This window comes from Catenuloplanes indicus, from assembly GCF_030813715.1.
GTDB classification, from domain to species: Bacteria; Actinomycetota; Actinomycetes; order Mycobacteriales; family Micromonosporaceae; genus Catenuloplanes; species Catenuloplanes indicus.
In genome coordinates this window covers 3,996,826-4,017,841 of sequence record NZ_JAUSUZ010000001.1, presented here as the reverse complement: position 1 = coordinate 4,017,841, position 21,016 = coordinate 3,996,826, and the positions used below count along the sequence as shown (strand labels likewise).

Annotated in this window: 16 protein-coding genes and 1 pseudogene; 5 read left to right on the top strand and 12 right to left on the bottom strand. The window is 65.6% G+C overall.

What is annotated here, in order from left to right:
• Nucleotides 1-122 precede the first annotated feature (122 nt).
• Nucleotides 123-1,550 (bottom strand): UDP-glucose dehydrogenase family protein, encoded by a 1,428-nt coding sequence (locus J2S42_RS18050; protein ID WP_307240673.1) that lies wholly within the window; start codon nt 1,548-1,550, stop codon nt 123-125.
• A 140-nt stretch (nt 1,551-1,690) separates the two neighbouring features.
• Between J2S42_RS18050 and J2S42_RS18045 the strand changes: the two genes are divergently transcribed.
• From J2S42_RS18045 to J2S42_RS18020, 5 genes and pseudogenes are all read left to right on the top strand, one after another.
• Entirely contained in the window at nt 1,691-2,854 is a 1,164-nt protein-coding gene (locus tag J2S42_RS18045; RefSeq protein ID WP_307240671.1) for an acyl-CoA dehydrogenase family protein, read from the top strand.
• Between the two features lie 138 nt (nt 2,855-2,992).
• Nucleotides 2,993-3,892, top strand: coding sequence for a flotillin family protein (locus J2S42_RS18040; RefSeq protein ID WP_307240669.1), 900 nt, complete (start codon nt 2,993-2,995; stop codon nt 3,890-3,892).
• A gap of 929 nt (nt 3,893-4,821) precedes the next feature.
• A pseudogene (locus J2S42_RS41965) lies at nt 4,822-5,921 on the top strand (IS3 family transposase).
• A gap of 397 nt (nt 5,922-6,318) precedes the next feature.
• Complete coding sequence (locus J2S42_RS18025) at nt 6,319-7,587, top strand: helix-turn-helix domain-containing protein (RefSeq protein WP_307240664.1); 1,269 nt, start codon at nt 6,319-6,321, stop codon at nt 7,585-7,587.
• 182 nt (nt 7,588-7,769) lie between these two features.
• Nucleotides 7,770-8,528: a toll/interleukin-1 receptor domain-containing protein gene (locus J2S42_RS18020; protein WP_307240662.1), complete on the top strand. Its 759-nt coding sequence runs from the start codon at nt 7,770-7,772 to the stop codon at nt 8,526-8,528.
• A 329-nt stretch (nt 8,529-8,857) separates the two neighbouring features.
• On the opposite strand, the gene J2S42_RS18015 is transcribed toward J2S42_RS18020, so the two are convergent.
• The 11 genes from J2S42_RS18015 to J2S42_RS17965 all read right to left on the bottom strand — a co-directional run bounded on the left by J2S42_RS18015 (nt 8,858) and on the right by J2S42_RS17965 (nt 20,971).
• Nucleotides 8,858-9,049 (bottom strand): hypothetical protein, encoded by a 192-nt coding sequence (locus tag J2S42_RS18015; protein ID WP_307240660.1) that lies wholly within the window; start codon nt 9,047-9,049, stop codon nt 8,858-8,860.
• A 69-nt stretch (nt 9,050-9,118) separates the two neighbouring features.
• Nucleotides 9,119-9,613 carry a hypothetical protein gene (locus J2S42_RS18010; RefSeq protein WP_307240658.1) on the bottom strand — a complete coding sequence of 165 codons (495 nt, stop codon included), beginning with the start codon at nt 9,611-9,613 and terminating at the stop codon, nt 9,119-9,121.
• 52 nt (nt 9,614-9,665) lie between these two features.
• On the bottom strand, nt 9,666-11,792 hold the full coding sequence (locus tag J2S42_RS18005) for a hypothetical protein (protein ID WP_307240656.1): 2,127 nt from the start codon (nt 11,790-11,792) through the stop codon (nt 9,666-9,668).
• A 196-nt stretch (nt 11,793-11,988) separates the two neighbouring features.
• A complete protein-coding gene (locus tag J2S42_RS18000; RefSeq protein ID WP_307240654.1) occupies nt 11,989-12,411 on the bottom strand; it encodes a hypothetical protein in 423 nt (140 codons plus the stop codon).
• Nucleotides 12,401-12,949: an RNA polymerase sigma factor gene (locus tag J2S42_RS17995; protein WP_307240653.1), complete on the bottom strand. Its 549-nt coding sequence runs from the start codon at nt 12,947-12,949 to the stop codon at nt 12,401-12,403. Before J2S42_RS17995 ends, J2S42_RS18000 begins: the two co-directional genes overlap by 11 nt.
• Nucleotides 12,950-13,264: 315 nt before the next feature.
• Entirely contained in the window at nt 13,265-14,308 is a 1,044-nt protein-coding gene (locus tag J2S42_RS17990) for a protein-L-isoaspartate O-methyltransferase family protein (protein ID WP_307240651.1), read from the bottom strand.
• Between the two features lie 43 nt (nt 14,309-14,351).
• A complete protein-coding gene (locus J2S42_RS17985) occupies nt 14,352-15,455 on the bottom strand; it encodes a hypothetical protein (RefSeq protein WP_307240649.1) in 1,104 nt (367 codons plus the stop codon).
• 2 nt (nt 15,456-15,457) lie between these two features.
• Nucleotides 15,458-16,411 (bottom strand): thiopeptide-type bacteriocin biosynthesis protein, encoded by a 954-nt coding sequence (locus J2S42_RS17980; RefSeq protein WP_307240647.1) that lies wholly within the window; start codon nt 16,409-16,411, stop codon nt 15,458-15,460.
• Entirely contained in the window at nt 16,393-17,574 is a 1,182-nt protein-coding gene (locus J2S42_RS17975; RefSeq protein WP_307240646.1) for a lanthionine synthetase C family protein, read from the bottom strand. The genes J2S42_RS17980 and J2S42_RS17975 overlap by 19 nt, the downstream gene beginning before the upstream one ends.
• Nucleotides 17,571-20,633 (bottom strand): lantibiotic dehydratase, encoded by a 3,063-nt coding sequence (locus tag J2S42_RS17970; RefSeq protein WP_307240644.1) that lies wholly within the window; start codon nt 20,631-20,633, stop codon nt 17,571-17,573. The genes J2S42_RS17975 and J2S42_RS17970 overlap by 4 nt, the downstream gene beginning before the upstream one ends.
• 89 nt (nt 20,634-20,722) lie before the next feature.
• On the bottom strand, nt 20,723-20,971 hold the full coding sequence (locus J2S42_RS17965; RefSeq protein ID WP_307240642.1) for an FxLD family lanthipeptide: 249 nt from the start codon (nt 20,969-20,971) through the stop codon (nt 20,723-20,725).
• Between the last annotated feature and the right edge of the window lie 45 nt (nt 20,972-21,016).

The following is a 21,016-nucleotide window of genomic DNA, read 5'->3' as shown; positions in this document are numbered from 1 at the left end:
ATAGGAAGCATGCCGAAACGACCCTTGTGTTGGGTAGCCCTGGCGATCTATTTCCACGCGGGCGGGCATGGAAACGGCCGGGGTCCCGTGCGGAACCCCGGCCGTCGTGAAGCGTTGAACCGTTACGGGCGGCCCATGCCCCGGTACTCCCAGCCGGCGGCGACCCAGGCCGTGTTGTCCAGGCAGTTCCGGCCGTCGATGACCTTCTTGCCCTTGGCGATCTCGCCGAGCGCGACCGGGTCGGCGTTGCGGAACTCGGCCCACTCGGTCAGCACGCAGACCAGGTCGGCGTCCTGCACGGCCGCGTTCATGCTGTCCTCGTAGGTCACCGTGGGCAGCGCGCGGGCGGCGTTCTCGTTGCCCTGCGGGTCGTAGGTGTGCACGTCCGCACCGGCCTTGCGCAGCAGCGCCGCGACCGCGAGCGCCGGAGCGTCCCGCACGTCGTCGGAGTTCGGCTTGAAGGTGGCACCGAGCACCGCGATCTTGGTGCCGGACAGGTCCGGGCCGGCCGGGCCGAAGCGGCGGCCGAGCAGGTCCGCGGCGACCTGCAGCACCTTGGTGCGGCGGCGCAGGTTGATCAGGTCGACCTCGTGCAGGAAGCGCAGCGCCTCACCGGCGCCGAGCTCCTGGGCGCGCGCCTGGAACGCGCGGATGTCCTTCGGCAGGCAGCCGCCGCCGAAGCCGACACCGGCCTGGAGGAAGCGGTTGCCGATGCGCGGGTCGTAGCCGATCGCCTTGGACAGCTGGGTGACGTCGGCGCCGGCGACCTCGCAGACCTCGGACATCGCGTTGATGAACGAGATCTTGGTGGCCAGGAACGCGTTCGCCGCGACCTTGACCAGTTCCGCGGTGGCGAAGTCGGTGACCACCATCGGGACCTCGCGGTCCTCCGTGGCGGCCAGGTCGAAGACGCCCTTGTGGGCGGCGAAGAGCATGCCGTTCGCCCAGTCGGTCTTGACGCCGACCACGATGCGGTTCGGGCGCAGCACGTCCTCGACCGCGAAGCCCTCCTGGAGGAACTCGGGGCTCCAGGCGACCTCGATGCCCAGCTCCGGGTCGGCGTGCTTGCCGACCAGCTGCTCGATCCACTCGGCGGTGCCGACCGGGACGGTCGACTTGCCGACGATCAGCGCCTTGCGCGTGATGTGCTGGGAGAGGCCGCTCACCGCCGCCTCGACGTAGGAGAGGTCCGCGCCCATTCCGTCGGCGCGCTGCGGGGTGCCCACGCAGATGAAGTGCACGTCGCCGTGCTCGGCGGTCTCGGCGTAGTCGGTGGTGAACCGCAGCCGGCCGGAGGCGAGGTTGCGACGCAGCAGCTCGTCCAGGCCGGGCTCGTGGAACGGCACCGAACCGGCGGACAGCTTCGCGATCTTGGCCTCGTCCACATCGAAGCCCACCACCTCGTAGCCCAGCTCCGCGAAGCAGATCGCGTAGGTGGCACCGAGGTAGCCAGTGCCGAGGAACGTCAGCCTCGGTCGCGGCGCGCCGGACGGCGGGGTCACCGGGGCAATCGCCTGCACGGACTGGCTGGTGGGGTAGGGGATCGTCACGCCTTTTCTCCGCTCACAGCATGTTTCGGCCTTGGGCGCAGGCGACAATAGTCAGGGTTCCTACGCGTCGGTAACAAGGATCTGAATGACGGTCGGTATCCTCGCATCCGCGCAGGTCGCTAGCAAAGGGAAGGGCCGCAATGTCGACAATCCCATCGTTCGATGCGTATCAGCTGCCTGAAGATCATGATGCGGTACGTGAAGCCGTTCGCGCGGTGTGTGACGCCAAGGTCGCACCAAATGCGGCTGAAGCGGACGAAAAGGCCGAGTTTCCGGTGGCTTCCTATGACGCTCTGCGGGCTGCGGATTTTCATGCACCTCACATCCCGGAGCGGTTCGGCGGCGCCGGGGCGGACGCGCTCGCGACCGCCATCGTGATCGAGGAGGTGGCCCGCGCCTGCGCCTCGTCCTCGCTGATCCCGGCGGTCAACAAGCTCGGCACCATGCCGCTGTTGCTGGCAGCGTCGCTGTCGCTGCAGGAGAGGTACCTCCGCCCGGTCGCCGCCGGCGAGGCGATGTTCAGCTACTGCCTCTCCGAACCGGAGGCGGGCAGCGACGCCGCGTCGATGACCACGCGCGCCGAACGTGACGGCGATCACTATGTGCTCAACGGTGCGAAGCGGTGGATCACGAATGCCGGCGTCTCCGAGTTCTACACGGTCTTCGCCGTGACCGACCCGGCCGCCCGTTCCCGCGGCATCTCCGCTTTTGTCGTGGAAAAATCGGACAATGGGGTTTCTTTCGGTGCGCCGGAGAAAAAGCTCGGCATCAAGGGCTCACCGACCCGCGAGGTTTACTTCGACAACGTGCGCATTCCCGCCGACCGCATGATCGGCGAGCCCGGCACCGGCTTCGGCACCGCCATGCGCACGCTCGACCACACCCGAGTGACGATCGCGGCCCAGGCTGTCGGCATCGCGCAGGGCGCACTCGACTTCGCGCTCGGCTACGTCAAGGAGCGCCAGCAGTTCGGCCGCCCGATCGCCGACTTCCAGGGCCTGCAGTTCATGCTCGCCGACATGGGCATGAAGCTGGAGGCCGCCCGTCAGCTCACCTACGTGGCCGCCGGCAAGTCCGAACGCGGCGACGCCGACCTCACCTACTTCGGCGCCGCCGCCAAGTGCTTCGCCTCCGACGCCGCCATGGAGATCACCACCGACGCCGTCCAGCTCCTCGGCGGCTACGGCTACACCCACGACTACCCCGTCGAACGCATGATGCGCGACGCGAAGATCACCCAGATTTACGAGGGCACGAATCAAGTCCAGCGGATCGTGATGTCGAGGCAGCTGCTCAAGGGCTGATGAGCCAGCATTTCAGCAGCTCAGCGCGAATGCCGGACCAATGCCAACTGGTTGGTTGGCATTGGTCCGCTGTAGTTGTTTTCGATCGTCATGCTGGCCAAATGCTGGCCATCCAGAGTGGACATGACGTGTTGGTCGATGGACTTCGTTCGCGGGGCCGGTGGGCTCCCGAGCCGCGACAAGATCAGCGCCTGGGGTATGGGTGTCGATCGCTCCCGCGCCTGGGAGGGTCGGTCTCGGCCGGGGCGGTCTGGCCGGGCGCGCGCCAGCGACCAGGACACGCTCCAGGAGCTGTTCAACGCGAAGTTCTCCGAGGCGCTGAAGACGGTCGGCAAGCAGCTGGACTTCGTCGACCTCTACACCAAGCGCGACGAGTTCCGCGACCAGATCATCGCGGTGATCGGTACCGACCTCAACGGCTACAGCCTGGAGGACGCGGCGATCGACTTCCTGGAGCAGACGCCGATCGGCCGGCTGGACCCGAAGAACATCCTGGACGCGCAGGGCATCCGGAAGATCACCGAGCTGACCGCGGCCGAGAACGTGCGGACCAACGAGTTCCAGCGTTCCGAGGAGATGGACGCCCGGGAGGCGATCCTCGAGCTGCAGCGCCGCCAGGCCGAGGCGGAGATCCGGCAGAAGCGCGAGATCGAGACCATGCGTGCCCGGGAAGAGGCCGAGACCGCCAAGGTGTACGCGGAGGAGCGCCTGCGCTCGCGCACCGCCGACCTGCGCACCGAGGAGCAGCTGGGCATCCAGGCGGAGAACCAGGCCCGGGAGATCGCGGTCGCGGCGAAGAACCGTGAGCGGGTCATCGCGATCGAGACCGAGCGGATCGAGAAGGACCGCATGCTGGAGGTCATCGGCCGGCAGCGCGAGACCGAGCTCTCCACCATCTCCAAGGACAAGGAGGTGGAGGCCGAGAAGCGGGCGATCGCCGAGGTCGTCCGGGAGCGGATCGCGGTCGAGAAGACCGTGGCCGAGCAGGAGGAGAACATCAAGCGGCTGCGCGTGGTCGAGGAGGCCGAGCGCACCTAGCGCCGCTCGAGCAGCTTGGCCGCTTCAACGTGGAATCGCAGGTAGGCCACAATGCATGCCAACTGTTGTCCTCGGGTTGCACCCAGAAAACAGGCAACAGATGATGGAGGGCAGGTTGACAGCCAGCGCCAGGCTCGCCGCCGACAGGGTCCCATGGAACTGCCGCACCTTCAAGATCGGAAAGGCCGGGTCATGGCAATGTACTCGCACCTCGCACCTACATCTATCTCGATCGGGTATCCGGAGTTTTTAGGTGTGCTGCTCTCCGGCATAACGCCCGGTGACTGGCTGGCTGTGCTGGTCGGGATAGTGGTCGGCATTTCTGCCATGCTCGTGGCTGTCGGAATCGCGTGGACGCAACGTCAAGATCAGATAATGGATCGCCTGATGCAGGCCCGGGACGACCGGGAGAGGCAAATGGAGGCGGACGCACGCGCAGACCAGCGTGCCAGGTGGGAACTTTGGAAGGAGGAGCACAGCGAGTGCTGCGCCCTTCTTCGGCAGGGCGAGGACGTCGCATCGGCGGTCCTGGAAGGTCCCCCATGTACGCAGGAGCAGCTTCGCCAGATCGGTCTGTGTGCTTTTCGCACGGACGCACGGCAACTAGCGGACCGCGGTATCGCCGGTCTAGCCGAGACTATGCGGGAGCTAGCCGACGCTGCAGATGTCCTCCTTGGAATCGATGTACCGGATGGCGCTGCTGTGCTTCGAAAGTGCCTTGACGGCGCCGAGCCTGGAGCCTCATCACCGTCACCTCTTCCGATCGCTGAGGCGCAATCGAAGGCTATTCAGCAGGCTGCCGCAGCGCGTGACCTTCAGCGTCTTGTCGTGCGAGCCTGGGATGTACTTCGTAACGAGTGGGCAGCTTGAGCTGGGAAGGGCCCTACCCTCGTGAGTTCCGTGCGGGTCGTTCGTGACCGGACCCCGGCGTGACGGTCGAGCAAATCGCGAAGGGGTTCGGAGTCCACCCGATGACGATGTTCGAATGGCTGTGCCAAGCCGGCATTGACGCCGGTGCCGAGCCCGGCGTGAGCCGCACTGATGAGGTCGAGCTGCGCGAGGCCCGCAAACGGATCAAGCTGATCGAGCAGGAGAACGAGGTCCTGCACCGGGCCGCGGCGTATCTGTCGCAGGCGAATCTGCCGGGAAAGGCTCTCCCCCGCTCGTAGACGAGCTTGCCGCGCAGACGGGATTGCTGTCGCGGTCACGTGCCGGGTGCTCCACTTGCTCGCCAGCCCTACTACCGGTGGTCCGCCCGCCCGGTCGCCGACGCTGCACTGGCCGCGGCGTATAGGGCGAACGCGCTGTGTGATGCCCATCGTGATGATCCGGAATTCGGCTACCGATTCCTGAACGACGAGGCCCGTGCTGCTGGACAGCCGATGGCCGAACGCACCGCCTGGAAAATCTGTTCCGGGATGGGCTGGTGGAGCGTGGTCAGCCGCAAGCGGCGCCGGGGCAAGGGCTCCAGGCCGGGACCGCCGGTCCACGACGACCTCGTCAAGCGCGACTTCACCGCTGGCGGCCCGAATCGGTCATGGCTGGCCGACATCACTGAGCACCGCGCCGGTGAGGGCAAGCTCCATCTCTGCGCGATCAAGGATGTCTAGTCGAACAGGATCGTCGGCTACTCCATCAACTCACGTATGAGGTCGAGGTTGGCCGTCAATGCCCTGCACCGCGCCGTCGCCCGGCGCGGTGAAAGGGCCGGCTGCGTGCTGCACACTGACCGAGGATCGCAGCTCCGCAGCCGGAAATTCGTTGGTGCCGTGGATCAGCACCGGATGCTCAGGTCGATGGGCAGAGTCGACGCCGCCGGTGACAACGCCGCCATGGAGTCGTTCTTCGGCCTGCTGCCCAGAACAACGTCCTCGACCGCCGGGCCTGGACTACCCGACAAGCGCTGAGCGCCGCGATCGTGACCTGGGTCGAACGGACCTGCCACCGCCGCCGACGAGGCCTGTGCCGGTTGACCCCTATCGAGTACGAGAGACTTGGCCCCACCGGCCAGTCGGGCCGCGTGGCTTGACCTGACACCTATCGATGCAGGCAGACCCAACTGTCGCCATCATGTGGTGACAGGAGCGGCCGAGAAGATGCAGATGGCTAGGTTTCGATTGGCAGGTCGTCGCCGCCACCCCGGTCGGTTGGGCGTACCTCGGCACATGTGGACAAGCGGAGTGAACAGCCATGCCGGTCCGAGTGACGAGGAATTTCAAGGAGTTGATCAGAGATAGCCCGGGCGCGATCCCTCCCACCAGGCCGAATCCATGATCGCTTGCTCGGGGGCGACGCGGTACAGTACTCGCGGGGGGTCCGTCAAGCGGCTGATGCGGAACTGGCACATCCGGAGGCTTGGGAATTAAGTAAAGATTGGCTATCCTATCATTAGATCGGTGTCTATCTCGTAGCATGTGGGGGGCCTAATGACGACGCCCGCGAGCGACGCATCGTCTTTCGGAGCCGAACTGCGACGTCGACGCTTGGCGGCTGGTTTGAGCTTAAGCGAGCTTAGCTCTAGGACTCACTACAGTCGAGGCTATATCAGCCGTATCGAAACTGGCGATCGAGAGCCGAGTGTGGAGTTCGCCCGTCGACTCGATGCCGCTCTTGGCGCTGAAGGCGTCTTGGCTCTTATGCTTGAACCTCAAGCGGTCATGATTAGCCAGGCGCGTGAGCCCTTCCCGAATCCGGACGCTACGTTTGATCTTTCATGGATTGAATCATTTCACGCTGATACGGCCTCGCGGCGTTCATACGTCTCAGATGCGCTAGTACGTCCCGACGTCCAAGATCAAGCGATCGAAAGCTTTGCGGATCTCCTCGATAGGCTTAAGAGTCTTGGGCAAGTGCTGGCTCCCTCGAATGTCATGCCAATGCTAGTGCCGCAAGTCGTGATTTTGGTTAAGCTTGCTCAACGGGCGGACGACCGAATTGCTCCGAAGGTATGGCGGATGGCCTCTCGTTTTGCCGATTATGCCGGGTGGATGGCCCAAGAGATGGGTAGCGACGAGACGGCTTCGCGGTGGACGGATCAAGCGGTGATTTTTGCGAGGCTGGCCGGCGACAATGATGCTGTGGCGTATGCCTATGTACGACGCGCAAATATTGCCTTGTATCAGCATGATGCACGAATGACGGTAAATTTTGCTGTGCTGGCACAGAAAACTCAATGTGGTAGCTATGTTCAGCGCCTGGCATGTCAACGAGAGGCACAAGGTTACGCTCTCGCCGGAGATCGTCATAGCTACATCAAGGCGATGGCGCGCGCCGAAGGGTTGCTAGCGAATGAGCCCGACGATGAACCGCAGCGAGTGCAACTCGGATCCCAGCGTATGAGTAATCCTTTGCGCCTTGCTAAGGGTTGGTCACTGCATGATCTTGGCTTGAGTGAGGACGCGGTTCCGTTCCTGCGGGACGAGTATGATGCGACGCATGCGTCGAATAGGCGGGCGCGCGCGAGAATTGGAGCTCGACTTGCTCTCGCCCTCGCTGCCTCGCATAAGCTTGATAAGGCTGCGGAAGTTTTAGAGGACATTCTTTCCGGCGTTCGAACTATAGAGTCGGCGACAATTCGTGCCGACCTGAAATCTGTTAATCGAATTCTCAACCGATGGCATGGCGACGAAAGTGTGCTACGAGTGAGTCCGATCCTGTCGGCGGCTCTTATGCCAAGTGCATCGATCGAGGGTTGAGGGCGCCCGTTGAGCTGAAAGACGCGCGCGTTTGAGTCGGATACGCAACGTACCTAAGGCGACACTTTCGGCCATATTGGCTGCTGTCAAGGTATGTCGCCGGTGGTCGTGCGGGGCATGTAGGCGGACGTGTAATATCCACACGCCTATGTCCGACGAGAATGAGCAGCATCCTCATCTAGGTGCTGCGGCTTTCGCGCTTGCCAAGGGGGTGGCTGGTGGTCGAGCCAAAAATCTTCGTATCGTATCGGAAGGCGGACGGCGATCATGCCGCAGTCAATCTTGATACGAGACTTGCTCGCGCCTTTGGTGAAGACGCTGTCTTCATGGCTAGTCGCTCTATTGAGCCAGGTCGGCGCTATAAAGACAGCATCAATCTTGCGTTGAAGCAGTGCAAGGCTATGTTAGTCGTCATTGGACCGCACTGGTTGACGAATGGATCCGGCCTGTCTGGTGAGAGGCTTGTCGATAGAGCGGATGACTGGGTTCGCCATGAAATCAGAGAGGCATTCCGTGGTGGGCTTGATGTCGTTCCTGTGTTCCTCGACCGGTGTGGGCCGATAGCTGAAGCGGACCTTCCGGATGATATCGCTAGCCTCGCTGGTAGGCAATATATGCAGCTGCGCCTTCGTCGATTTGAAGATGATGTCAATGCAATTATCAGACATCTACGTATCAGGCTTTTCTCGGTTGAAGATGAGCCTTTGGAGCAATCTATAGATAATGCGGAACTGGGCTCAGAAACGGTTGTAGAGTATGGAAGAGCCCGCGCTGCATCAACGCCCGCAACTGCTGGCGGAGTGGATATTGACCTAACAGTTAGAGATAAGAATGGCTGCATTCGAAGTCGGCTGTCGGGTCGCGTAGCGCACGCAGACCTTAGGCTAGTAAACCAACTGGTCGATCAACTTGGTCGCAAGCTGAGTGGAAGCGCTACATAGCTGCCCATGTGGCCCGCTTGACTATTTAAATTTACTTGGCTTCGCCAAATTAACGGTTCAGCTGTGATGTTTGGCTGGGCTCATAACCAGAGGTCGCAGGTTCAAATCCTGTCCCCCCTACAAACGAAGTTGCAGGTCAGGACGCGGTCCCCGGTTTCCGGGGGCCGCGTTTTTGATCTCCGTCCGGGCATAGTTTGGGCAGAATTGGGGAGCACCGCACATCACGAGCTGTCAGAAAGGGCTCGTTCGTCACCTGTAGAGGTGATTTCTGCCACGCGCCGCCGGTCCTGCGGTCTCCGCGGATCGACGCCCTTCGACCGAGAACCCGGTTATCCCAGGCGTTCGGCGACCATTCGGCAGGCTTCGGACGGGCACCAGCGGAGGTTGCCGACGTGGTTGTCGTCGTGATCGCGCATGACTCTGGTGGCCAGCGTGTCGAGGTCGCGTTCTGCGGTGTGTTTGTCGTTGAGGAGTTGCTGCCAGGTCTCGGTGTTTGTGTCGAGCTCAGTGTGCGTGATCACCTTTTCGCCTTCTGGGGTGTGATGTTGATGCGTGTTGGGGACGGGCCTGCGGCTGAAGCTGCGGGTTCTTTAAGATGCTTGTCCGAAGGCAGGTGAGGTACCTGGCGCTGGGTCCGCGGACCAGCGCGCTGGCAGCTCCAACGGGCGGAGTGCCGACTGGGGTACGAAGTACGCCGGTGGGCGTCCGCCGTAGCCGTGTAGCCAGCAGCGGCGTTTAGCCTGTCTGCCGGTGATATAGCCGTGGACGCGGAATTGTGGGGAACGGCCGGTGACGAGGATGAAGGTGTCGGTGTCTCGATCGCCTGGCCGGACGATGAGTTCGTTGTAGTGCCTTGGCCTGGTGCGGATTTGTAGTTCGCCGACGTCGCCGCCGTCTTTGAAGGTGTTGACCGGCATGGTCCAGTAGCGGCCGATGGCTTTCGCGGCGGCCATTTCGCCGGCGGCGCCCTCGATGTGGATGCTCCAGGCGTTGTCCGGGTCGGCTCCGTACTGGTCTTGTAGGCGGAGCCGGATGGATTCGATCTGCCGGAGCGCTCCGACCATGGCGGCGTGCTGCATCTCCACAGGGCTTAGTGATACGTCTACGACCAACAGCGTCCTCCGATGTGGGATGGCGTCATGACGTGCGCAGCCGGACCCAGGCGATCAGCGATGCCGGGTCGTTGAAGGTGATGGGTAGGTCGTCGTGGCCCAGCCGGGCGGGAAGTGCCGTGGTGGTCAAGGCGACGGCTATACCACCGGCCCGGACGATCTGCCGGAGAACATGTTCGGGGCACCCGTCCAGCGACCAGCTGGTGCGGGCGGAGCGGCGGCTGGTCGTCGTGATCGTCAGTCGCTGCCCGGTGACCCGTGCCGAGGTGTGGCGGGCCTGCCGGGGAAATTGTCCGTTCGGCGCGGTGAATCGCAGATGGCGGAACTGGCTGAGCGTGACGTCCTGCCAGTCGCCTCCTTTCTCGTGGCGTAGGACGAGGTGCTCGCATGAGGGGTTGACCACGGCGACCGGCAGATCCGTGTCGGAGGGCTCGCCTCCCTGTCCCTCGCCGAGGCAGCCGGCCGTCAGTGAGCAGGTGGGGCTGGTCAGGTTGACCGGTGGCGTCCCGGACGGGCGGCAGGTCGCGTGGTGCATCGAAACGATGACCTCGTCGCGACCCTTGACGTGGTCGATGTTGACCTCGGCTTTGGTACCTAAGGCGAAGCCGCATGTCTGGCAGTTGACCGGCCAGAGCCTGGTCAGCCAGGGCTGAAGCTGTTCCGGGGCGATCGTGGTGGCCAGGCTGTCGGCTACCGTGATGCTGTAGGAGCTGATTCGCTGGAGTTTTTCGGTGGCGAGGGCGTCGAGGTCGGGGTCGTGATGTCCGTCTTCCACGGTGCTTGCGCTGTCGAGGTGAGAGTGGCCGTGCAGCCCTGGGTCGGCCCAGGTCACTTGGCCGGCGGCGGCGAAGCCGAGCCGTCGCGAGTTCTGAAGTTCGGCATGCCGGTCGAGGTCGTCATACGGTCGGCCTTCTGGTGATCGCACACCGATCATGGGACCGAAGATCACGATGACGTTTCCGGTGGCGCTGGCTTGCTCTCGCCACCGGTTTGGTATCGATACCGCACCTGTGGCGATGACCTGACCGAAAGGGTTGGTCAATTCCACCCCGCTGCTGGTGGGGCGCGCATGCCAGTCGCGGGCCACGTCCGGCGCGGTGTCGGCTGTGGTCAGCCGGTGCATGCCGGATCCGATCACCATTTCGACACGGGCCTCGGTCTTGACTCCGCTATCGCCGCGAGCCATGCCGATCATCCTGCGAGGTTCCAGCAGCAGTACCGGAAATGGTTGCCTTGGCTGATCCGGGATCGTCCACGACAGGCGCAGTGCTGGATCATCGCTGAAGGTGACCTTGGCGCAGACGTCGCGGTCGTCCAGCTGGCGTTCCAAGTCCGCCGTGGACCGCATGATCTGCGCTCCTGGCGGTGCGACACGGTCGGCCATCTCGCGCTCATCGGGGTGGGGGAACACCGCCGATGTCGGCTGCCCGCCGAGCTTGGCCCAGGCGCCGTACACCGATCCCGATCGCATCGCCGCCGCGAGCAGCGACATATCGATAACCGGAGCTGCTGGAACTGAGCCGCAGAACAGGAGCAGGCACCGGCCGGCATAGCGCATTCGGTCCAGGAGGTCGGCCTGGACGTCAACCAGCTGGTATTGCAGCGCCGGGCCGTGCAGCGTTATCCGGCCGCGGCCACGCGTGGTTGATACCTGCGCCGCCCAGGTCGTGACATCGGCCTCGGGCATCGGATGATCCGGGGTGAGTTGCGTGAGCCCGACCAGCTCGGCGGTTTTCTCCCACCACGCCTGCCAGCGGCCGTCAACAACATCGCCGACCTGGACGTCGACTTCCGGGTTGAGCAGGATCGCCGGCACTCCCCAGACCTGCGGGTTCGAAGAAGCTTCCTCGCCAGCAGGGACAACGGGTAGTACGAAGACCGTGAAGTGATACTCAGTGGGTGGCGCGGCGGGCCGCCGCCCTGCGGGATGAATGATCAGTGACGACGGCTGGCATGACGCGTGTGCCGGCATGACCAGGAGCGGGTCGGTGGCGGCGGTGTGCACGGTGATGCTGACTTGGGAGTCGGTGAGCGTCGTGTGGCAAACGGGGCAGTCGCCACTGGGCTGGATCCGATTTGCAAGATCGCTGGTCGCCCGCTCGCCAAGATGGCGTCGAACCTCGGGTGCGATAAGGAGTTGGGCCGCGTCCACGGGGAGCCTTCCGCTGTCGTCAGAAGCTGTTCAACCCCTAACGACGCATCGATGTCGGCAAACCTAACTGCCTCCCGGCAAGAAATTCAGAGAATCTTGGCGTGCAGCCGCTACCATGCCGCTCCTGCCTTTACCCCGGCCGCGGAGTCTGCTGCTGCCGCAGGTCAGACAGTGGTTGCCGCGATAGTCAGGCCCGTCAGAACGCTTCGACAAGCTCCTGCATCTGCCTACGGTCGTGTTCCGCCGCCTCGGGCCGCGTGGGCAGAGCGATGAACTCGGCGACGTACTCCTGGGCATCTCGATCGCCGCCGTCGGCGGCACTGCGCCAGCAGACCGCTGCCTCCTTATCATGGCCGAGCAGCTCGAAAAGCTCGGCCGCGCGCCGGGCGCAAGATGGGCTGGATAGCGCATGGCGGAGGTGGTGACGCACCTCTTCAAGCGGGCTCAACCGCAGGTCGGCAGACGGCGTACAGTCTTCGATGTCCGGGTTTTCGAGATCATCCGGCGCTGAGGCCGTCGTCGCGCTGATGATGCGCCGGAGCAGGGCATCGGTATCGACTTGTTCGACTGCTGTGGCGACACGCGCAGCGTCGCTACGTAGGAGTTCTTCAACGTTCATTGCGCCGCTCCTTCGCGGGAGGCGCCAGATGGGCCAGCTCCGTCCGTAACCGCTTCTTGGCTAGGGAATGATAGTTGTGCACGCTAGCCGGGCCTATACCCATCACCCGAGCGGTCTCGGCTAGCGACAGGTCTTCGTAATAGAAATGGTAGATGACCTCCCGTTGCTGCGGCGCCAGCCCGCGCACGGCGGCACGAACCTGATCCGCCACATCCACTTCTCCCTCGGCAACCGGCACGGAGGATGGTCGATCCTCATGATCGGCAACCAGGTCCGTCGGAGGACGGGCACTGCGCCGGCGCAGGTCATCGCGGAAGCAGTTCAGCAGCGTACGTGCCGCGTAGCCGCGGCGATCCGCGACCGCCGCGCGCTCAGTTGACCATGCTCTGAAGAGGCGGACAAAAGTCTCATGGACAAGATCTTCAGCCCACTGCCGGTCACCGCACCTCACGTACGCGTACTGCAGCAACCGACTCACGTTGGCCCGGTAGAACTCCGTTTGATCCGCCCGGATCACCGCGACGTCGTTCCTGTTCATCCGCCCTCGTACAACCAGTCGCTCACGACGGGACTCGGCGACCCGTGCGGTGCGACAGCTACGCCCGCGGTCGAGATGCGGACCGCTGGCAACTGAACGACCGGACATCACGATACGCCATAGTGTGGTCACTTAGCGACATGTCTGGATGGGTCGTGGTCTTACGGTAGTTGTTCGAAGGCGGCTCACTGCCTTGTTCTGCGGCGCGGGCGTCAGGCCGAAACGGTTCGAGGCTGGCGCGCAGACGAGTTGCCGGCACTGGCGGGTGAACGGCGTTCAGGCCCGGACGGTGGCCGTGCCGATGCGAAAGGCCGGTCATTGCCGGCCGTCGGGCTTGGGCATGCGGACGCGCAGGTCCCAACCGGCGAGTCCGGTTCCGCGGTACGGCACGAGCGTGGTCGGGAAGGAGCCGGCGTCAGGGCGGCCGGCCGTCTCCCACCGGTCTAGCCAGGTCCGCAGGATCGTCAGGGACGGCGAGTGCGGGGTGTCGGCGATGATGGTGCCGTCGGCCAGGATCACGGCGGCGGTATCCGGGGTGGTGTGCCCTATCCCGCGGACGCGATTCCGTAGCGACACGAGGCTGACGTGCCTGTCCCCGAGGGCGGCCGTGTATGCGGTCCACGATCGCCATGCCGTCGACATGTCGTGATGGGCCGCGGTGTGCCCGGCGTGGAGAAGTCGGTCGAGGGCTGCGCGGGCGCCGGTGCGCAGGGGGTCGTCGTCGCGCCAGGCGATGGAGATCCAGGACGGGTCCGGCTGGTGGTCGCAGTAATCGACCCAGCGGCCGGGGATGGTCAGCGCGTCGTCGACCGCGGTCGCGGTACTCTGCGCGTAGCCGCCCCCAGTGACGTCCAACAGCTGGGGCCGGCCATCCCGAACGGTGATGGTGGCGATCAGCGTGGTGGACGGCAGCGCGGCGATTGGCAAGCAGGCGACGATCCGTCCATCATCCTCCACCTGATCTACCCACGTCCGGGGTAGTCGGGGCGGCGCGCACCAGGCCACCATGCGGTGGTAACTCGCGGCAGACGGGTAGTCGGCGAGGCCGTCGGCGACGTGGAGGTCGACGCCGCGGATGTCGTGCTCCCGGTGGATCGCCGTGGCGCGGGCGACGAGCTCGTCGCTGATGTCGATGCTGGTGACCCGGCCGTGCGGTCCGCAGAGGCTCGCGAGGATGGCGCTGCTGTACCCGGAGCCCGTGCCGATCTCCAGGACCCGGTCCCCGGGCCGTACCGCCAAGGAGGTGATGTCGCGGCGGATGGCCGCAGGGTCCGAGCGGTGTACCGTCTCACCCCACTTCGGATGGTGGGTGTAGGCGAGCGCAGGTACGGCATCGAAGGCGTCATCGAGTGAAGTCACTGCCGTTCTCCGAGCTCGCACGGGTTAGACCGGAAACTGGTGCTCAGTTGATTGTCGCCGCCAGCGTGCGTTCTGCGAGGTGCACCGCTGTGGTCAACGTCGACAGCAGCGTGTCGGGCACCGTCATCGCGCCCAGGCCAGCCGATGCCACGATGCGGCCGAGCTCTTCGCGTTGTGGCGGCGACAGCTGGGCGTTGGGGTGGCGAAGAATTTCGCGCGCCGCATATCCATCAGGCGCGTCGAGGGTCTCGGCCGTCACCTGATCGATGAGACGCTGAGCCTCGCGTCCGTGGCACTCGCCGGTGAGGGTGGCTGCGCTAAGGGCCCAGCGAGCCCGATAGTGCTCGTATCCGGGTACGGGGTGATGCGCGTAGTAGCTGTCGTGCATCGCGTGTACCGCGTCGGGGCGAGTGTCGGGTGTGGCGCACATGACCGCGAGGCATGAGCCAACCTGATGTTCCCAGGGTTCGGTGAGCGTGCTGTCGGCGAGGAAGCTCCGAGCCGTCGTGATGCCGTCGTGTAAGAGGTGTCCGATCGTGGCGGCTTGGCGGCCTTCGAGCAGGTGCAGTCCGACACCGTTGAGGTTCTTTGCGTGCTGTGCGGCCTCGTTCCATCTGCCGGCCAGGGCGTGGATGCGGATCCCTTCGTTGAGGTACTGCAGCCACGTCCATCGGACGAGATCACGACGACCTGCCGTTGATCCGGTGAGTACTGCCAGCGGCAGGGTCCGGGTTCCGATTGCCAGGTTGGTGCTGGTGGTGATCGCCTGATACATCGCGTGCAGCAGTGCGAGGGCGGGTCGGCCGGCGTCGGCGCGGATGCGCAGGCGGACCAGGTTGAGCACGGGCTCGAGGAGATAGCCGGCGTGCAGTGTGGTAAGCGGACCGGGTCGCAGGTAGACGTCGATGTGCTGCCAGCACCACAGTGTGGCCAGGTCGGGCAGTCCGCAGTCGCTGGCGATCAGCGCCGCCATGTTGAGGACGTTCGCGGCCTCCTTCATGTCGGCGCCGGCGTGTGCGGCGGTGGCAGCTTGGGCGACTGCGGTGACGCGTTCGGTAAGAGCGGGGCAGGCGGGGCGTGGCCGTCCGACGAGCGGGAAGTAGCGCATCGCGGCGCGGACATGCCTGGGGATGGTGGCGATGTCCATGGCTAACTCCGAGGGAGGAACGCTGTGGTGGCCGCGCGCGCGAGGATGCCTTGTGTGGCGGCGGAGAGCCCGAGTCGGTTCCAGTGAAAGATGACGATGTGGGCGGTGACGGCGCGTATCCCACGGTGGAGAGTGCCGTTCGCCGCTGCGGCAGCGAGCTGCTGGCCGGCGTTGGTGTGCGCGGTATGCCAGGGTGCGGCGTGGTGCGCGGCGCCCCCGGGTTGGAACAGGGCGTGGGCGGTGTCGGGGACGGCGAGCAGCGCGCGTACGTTGTCGGCCAGCATGTTGAGCCTGCTGTCGTCGGCTCCCGCTGTCGGACGTAGCTGGGCGACTCTCGCGAAGACGTCACCGCGTTCGAACCAGTCCAGGCCGGCGGCGTGTAGGAATCCACCGAGCAGGAGAAGCGACAGCTCCCGGCGGCCCAGGGGTTGCCGTGGTTGACGGAGGTAGTGCAGGACACCTCGGCTGTCGGCGCAGAAGAGTTCGTGGGCGATGGCGATGCCGGTAGGGCCGCCGAACGCGGTGGTCTCTGGTTCGTAGACGGCAGGCCACCAGCGGCTCGCGCCGCCGGTGGCGGTGAAGCCGTCGAGGATGCGGTGGACGGTGGTGATGTCGGGGTCGGCGAACCGGAGGCGCCATTGCGGGTGTTTGCGCAGGAACCACCATCCGCCGATCGCATCCTGGTGGTACAGCTCGTCTAGGCGTGGCCCGAGTTGGTGGGCTACGGCGTGTTCTGCGGCGGCCCAGTCGGGGAATGCGATGCGTACCTGATACCAGTGGTGGTCGGTGTGGTGCTGGAGCGCGGCACGTCCGGCTGCCTGGTAGATGTCGACGGCGTCGGCGAGCTCGGCCGTGCTGACTCCGGTTGAGGCGGCGGCCTCTGGCAGTGGGGTGCCGGCGAGGACGCGTTGGACGGTGTCGGCCAGCGGTGTGGCGGTCAGGTGATCAGTAGACATGTGTCCCATCCGATGGAGGCGGCACCGTGGCGGATCGTCTCGGCGGCTAGGAGGATGCCGGCGTTCCCGGTCAGGAGCCCGGTGTTGGGCGCCGTAGGGGTTCGCTCGATGGCAGAGTGAAGGGCGGACGTCAGGACGGGCAGGTGCTGAGCGAGTGTGGGGTGGTCGCTGTCGGCGGCGGCTCGGTGCATGGTGAGGGTGAGCCCCGCGAGGCCGTGGCATAGGCCGAGATCGGTGAGTCGGCTGAGGTGCCGGTCGGTGAGGCAGTCGGTGAGGGCTTGTTCGGCGATGCTGCGCAGGGCCCGGTTGCGGGTGGTGATGGCGGCGAGCTGGAGCGCGCGGGCGATTCCCGGGGTGCCGTAGCACCATGAGGGCCGTCCCGGCGCCACAGCCGAGATGCGGCCGGTGTGGAGTTCGTCGAGGGTCAGCCACTGCGGCCACCACGTCGCGCCGTTGGTATCGGTTTGCTGCCATCGGGCGAACCAGCTGGTGAGGTCGTTGATGGCTTCGGCGTGGCCGTCGACGAGGTGCCCGTGGTGCATGGCGAGGGCTAGCAGGGCGAGAATGCCGGCGGCGCCGTGGGCCATGCCTAGGTTTGCGTGCCCGCCCGGGGTCGGCAGCGTGGGGTCGGGGTCATGCGTGACCCACCATCCCGGCAGCGGGTCCTGCGCGCGTGCGCGGGGCAGGATCATCTGGGTCAGGTAGCGCAGTAGGTCGGTGAATTCGTCGCTGCCGGGGGCCCGGTGCAGCAGCAGGGCGCCGATGCCGGTGAGCCCGTGGAACAGGTCGTACTCGCGGTGTGTGGCGGCGGTGCTGTAGGCGATGCGTGCGCGGGCGGTGGTCAGCCGCGCCCGGGTGAGCCGCAGAAGGTACGGATCGAGGTTCATGGCCGCGGGTCGGTAGCGGTCGTCTGCTTGTGCGGCGCAGTGAAGAAGGAGCCCGATGGCGGGAGCGCCGTAGTACAGGCTGGCGTGCGGGCCGGCATCTACCGGACCGGTGGCCACGGCGTGGACTCCCGCGCGGGCGTCTGCCCAGGTTCCGGTACCGGCGTGTGCCCGCACGAGCTGGAGGAGGGCGAGCCCGGCGGGCCCGTCGGCGAGCGATTGCCGGATCGCTGCTGGCGTGTCCAAGTTGACGGCCGGTACGTCGGAATTCTTGATCATCGCTGGCCTCGGGCGAGGGCTCGCTGAGCGGCGGCGCGGGCCAGCCGGTGTGTGACCTTCTCGAACGCGGGATCGAGACCGAGCGCGCGCACGTGGTGGTCGCGGAGCAGCGTCGGCAGCACGCCGGCCGGGTTGCGCTGGCGGGCCAGAAGCCTGAAGTAGCGTCCGAGTGCGGCATCTCGCGCTTCCCATGCCGAGATGAGTTCCGCTGCCCATGGTGGTGCCGGCGTGGTGCGGGTGGTGTCGACGAGAGTGAGTGTGTGCTGGTTAAGGGCGCGATCTGATGGACCGGTCTGCCGAGGAACGTGACGTGCGATGTTCTGGTAGCCGGTCGCGGCATCGGGGGCGAAGGCCGCCGCGATCCGGGTCATGGACACGGCAGCCAGCGCCTGCGCGGGAATACCTGTCGTTGCGGCGACGCCGATCTGGGCAACGGCGCAAGTGGTGTCCGCGCCGAACACGCTCTCGGCGGCGGTGAGGGCCTCGCCCCGGCCGTACCGTCCGGGCTGATCTTGGTAAGGCACGAACGACAACTGGCCGGGGAGGCCCTGGGCCATCAGGCCGGCAGCGAATTCCGCGAGGGCTGCTGCGGCGGCAGGATGCTGGTCCAGCGCGTGTAGGCGGAGGACCAGGATGAGGTGCTGGTCTGCGTCGACCCGCACGAGGTCGCGCTGGCGCAGGATCCACCAGCGGCCAACGACACCCGTCAACGAGGTGGTGAACGCGGGAAGGCGGCGGATGATGTCGTCGAAACGGGCCGGATTGCCTGCGAGCCGTGCCTGAATGATGGTGGAGCCTCCCGGCAGGAACTGTTCGCCGGGCGGCGAGAGATCGGGCAGCGAGCGCCTCGGCGGCGAGACAGCGGTCATCGGGATCAGCAGTTCCGCCGGGCGTCCGATCCAGCCGTGGTCCTCAACATCCGCGTCTTCATACAGCTCGACCCGTCCCGCTTGCACGAGCCGGTAGCGCAGCAGCGCCTGGTCAAGGTGATGGTCAAGGTCCAAGGGCTGTCGCAGCTCACCGTGGCAGAGCACGATACGGGCCGGCACCCGCCACCGCTCCCGCCAGGTCTGTAGCCTCGCCTCCCACCGATCCGCCTGATCGGCGGGTACATCGGTGCTGTTCAGCAGCCACCGTGCCGGAGCCAGAATCGTGCGCCGGTACCGCACACGCGGCAGGTACGGCAGGGTACGCGCGGCGCCGACATCGAAAGGGCCGAACACGGCGGTGCGGGCGTCAGCGACTTCGGCGAGGAACCGCGCTAGTGGCGGACTTTGTACGACCGTGTCCAGGGCATGTGGAATGTTGGGAATGACCCGACGGCCAGTGGATATCTGGACTAGATACATCTGGTCCGCGTCGGCGGTGACCGCGAGATCGTCAAGTGCGATCGCCCGCCCGGTGGGGTGCTCGGCGAGTGGTACGACATCGGGTAACACCTGCGGAACGCGGGCCACGTTCTCGTTGTACGGCCGGCGAGGCGGAAACGACAGCTGCACCGCCACCGCGTCGTCGTCCGGCGAGGAAGCGGCGCAGGCGGCGGTGAGCCGCGCACGATCCGGCCCGGCGAATAGATGTATGAAGCGGCCGGCCATGCTCGTCGGTGTGCCTGGCGCGGCCGCGAATCTCACTCGGAAATGACCTTGATCGAGTGCTGCGAGCGATCGGGCGTGAACGGCCACGCCCAGTTCGATCCTGGATGGCGGAATCACGTCCGCGGACTCCCCAACGCTCAGGGCGTCCACGTCAGCGTCTGTCAGGACGATCTCGTCGAGGCTGTCCAAAGCGGCCCGCTGCACCAGCGCCAAGAACACCGCATCGCGCTCCGTCACGCCGCGCCAGCTCGGATGGGCGCGCGGCGCACCGAGGTACCCAGCGGGGAATCCGAGGCTGGAGTCGGAGACCAGCTCGCGTACCGGCACGAGCGCACCCTGACCGTAACGGGCCCGGAAACGCGACCGGTAGTCCTGCCACGCCGTAGACCCGAACGGCTTCGTTGACACGCGCAGCAGCACGTCCGCCGCCTGGCTCGCCTCGATCAGTACCTGCCGCGGGATCCGGATGTGAGCATCGAGCCGGGTATCCACGGCCAGCACCTGTGAGGCGTCGGATACCAGCCCGCGCATTCGCGGTGCCAGCATTCCGCGCAGCTCGGCCGCGCGGACCGGATCGTCAGCCATGTTGTGTTCCTGGAGGAGGTCCCGGATCGCTTCCAGCTCTTCGAGTATCGGAGCGACGTCGTTGAGGTCCCGTCCACCGGCAGTGATCACGGTGCCGATGAGATGCGGCAGGGCATCAGCGACGGTCATCGGCGGTCGCATGTTCGTGAGCAGAAATCCCTGATGTAGCAGCCCTTCGACGACCGCCACCATCTGCTCGGTTCGCGCAGCCGGGAACGTCTCGCCTAGGGCGGCCACAAGGTCATCAAACCGCCGAGGGACCACGGCGAACCTCATCGCGGCCTGCACCGGCCGGGTGAAGCGCACGGACGCCTCACGCAGCGGTACCGCCTTACCGCCGCCGCGCTCAGCCCGCAGCGCAGTAATCAAACGGCCATCGCGAACTACGCTCGTGCTATCGGCAACCACGTACAACCGCTGACGCAACGCAACATGACGTTCGAGCACACTGATGACGGCCAAGAGCCACTCGCTGTCGGCGCGTGCGATCGCCCGATGCCGCAGCCCGACCGACGCGCTCGCCGCTCCGCCATCCGCCAGCGCCACACCGGCGAACACGCCGAACGGTGTGACGCGACGCTGCCACCTCAGCACATACCCGGCGAGCGACAAGACCGCACGACGTAGATCTTTGACCGGGGCGTCGCCATCTGCATGCGTGACACGATCGAGGTGAGCGGCGAGGCTCGGGCTGGCCAGCATGATTGCGTCTCGCACGTCGGCACGCGACCACGCGCTCTTCAGCCATTCGGCGCCTTCTCGACGTACCGCGGCGTCGTCGGCCATGCGGAGCTCGGAGGGTGCGTCTAGGTCTGCCGGGGCGGTGGTGGCGCGGACGATGATGGCATCGCTGCACCGGAAGATGGGCGTGACGGTCACGAGTCGCCTCCTCGACATGGGCCGGGCAACGGTGGCTTGCGAGGGCTCCGGCACGGTGCCCGATGGATAGGGCACCGTGCCGGATAGGATCAGAGCGGTTCGCTCGCCTTGGTCGTGCACGCGCTGGTGCTGCAACTGTTGCCGCAGCCGTCGCTCGTGCTGCACATCAGCGTTACCAGCGGGGTGGTGGACTCCACGACCGTCATGTCGAGCACGAAGTCGTCGTCCGTGAGCGCGTCACCCTCGGCGAGCGCGGTCGGTGATGCGTTGTGCAGGTCGTGTGTGTCAGCAACGCCGCTTCCGGTGCTGACGCTCAGACGATCGAGTACCTCGAGCATCCCTTCTCACTCCTCGTATCGGTGGGACAGTAGGGGTGGTACACC

Bases quoted from the DNA above. Each gene is read 5' to 3' on its own strand.
- J2S42_RS18000 (WP_307240654.1), bottom strand. From the start codon at position 12,411: ATGAACGTTGAAGAACTCCTACGTAGCGACGCTGCGCGTGTCGCCACA.
- J2S42_RS17995 (WP_307240653.1), bottom strand. From the start codon at position 12,949: ATGAACAGGAACGACGTCGCGGTGATCCGGGCGGATCAAACGGAGTTC.
- J2S42_RS18040 (WP_307240669.1), top strand. From the start codon at position 2,993: ATGGACTTCGTTCGCGGGGCCGGTGGGCTCCCGAGCCGCGACAAGATC.
- J2S42_RS18045 (WP_307240671.1), top strand. From the start codon at position 1,691: ATGTCGACAATCCCATCGTTCGATGCGTATCAGCTGCCTGAAGATCAT.
- J2S42_RS17980 (WP_307240647.1), bottom strand. From the start codon at position 16,411: ATGTCTACTGATCACCTGACCGCCACACCGCTGGCCGACACCGTCCAA.
- J2S42_RS17985 (WP_307240649.1), bottom strand. From the start codon at position 15,455: ATGGACATCGCCACCATCCCCAGGCATGTCCGCGCCGCGATGCGCTAC.
- J2S42_RS17975 (WP_307240646.1), bottom strand. From the start codon at position 17,574: ATGATCAAGAATTCCGACGTACCGGCCGTCAACTTGGACACGCCAGCA.
- J2S42_RS18025 (WP_307240664.1), top strand. From the start codon at position 6,319: ATGACGACGCCCGCGAGCGACGCATCGTCTTTCGGAGCCGAACTGCGA.
- J2S42_RS17965 (WP_307240642.1), bottom strand. From the start codon at position 20,971: ATGCTCGAGGTACTCGATCGTCTGAGCGTCAGCACCGGAAGCGGCGTT.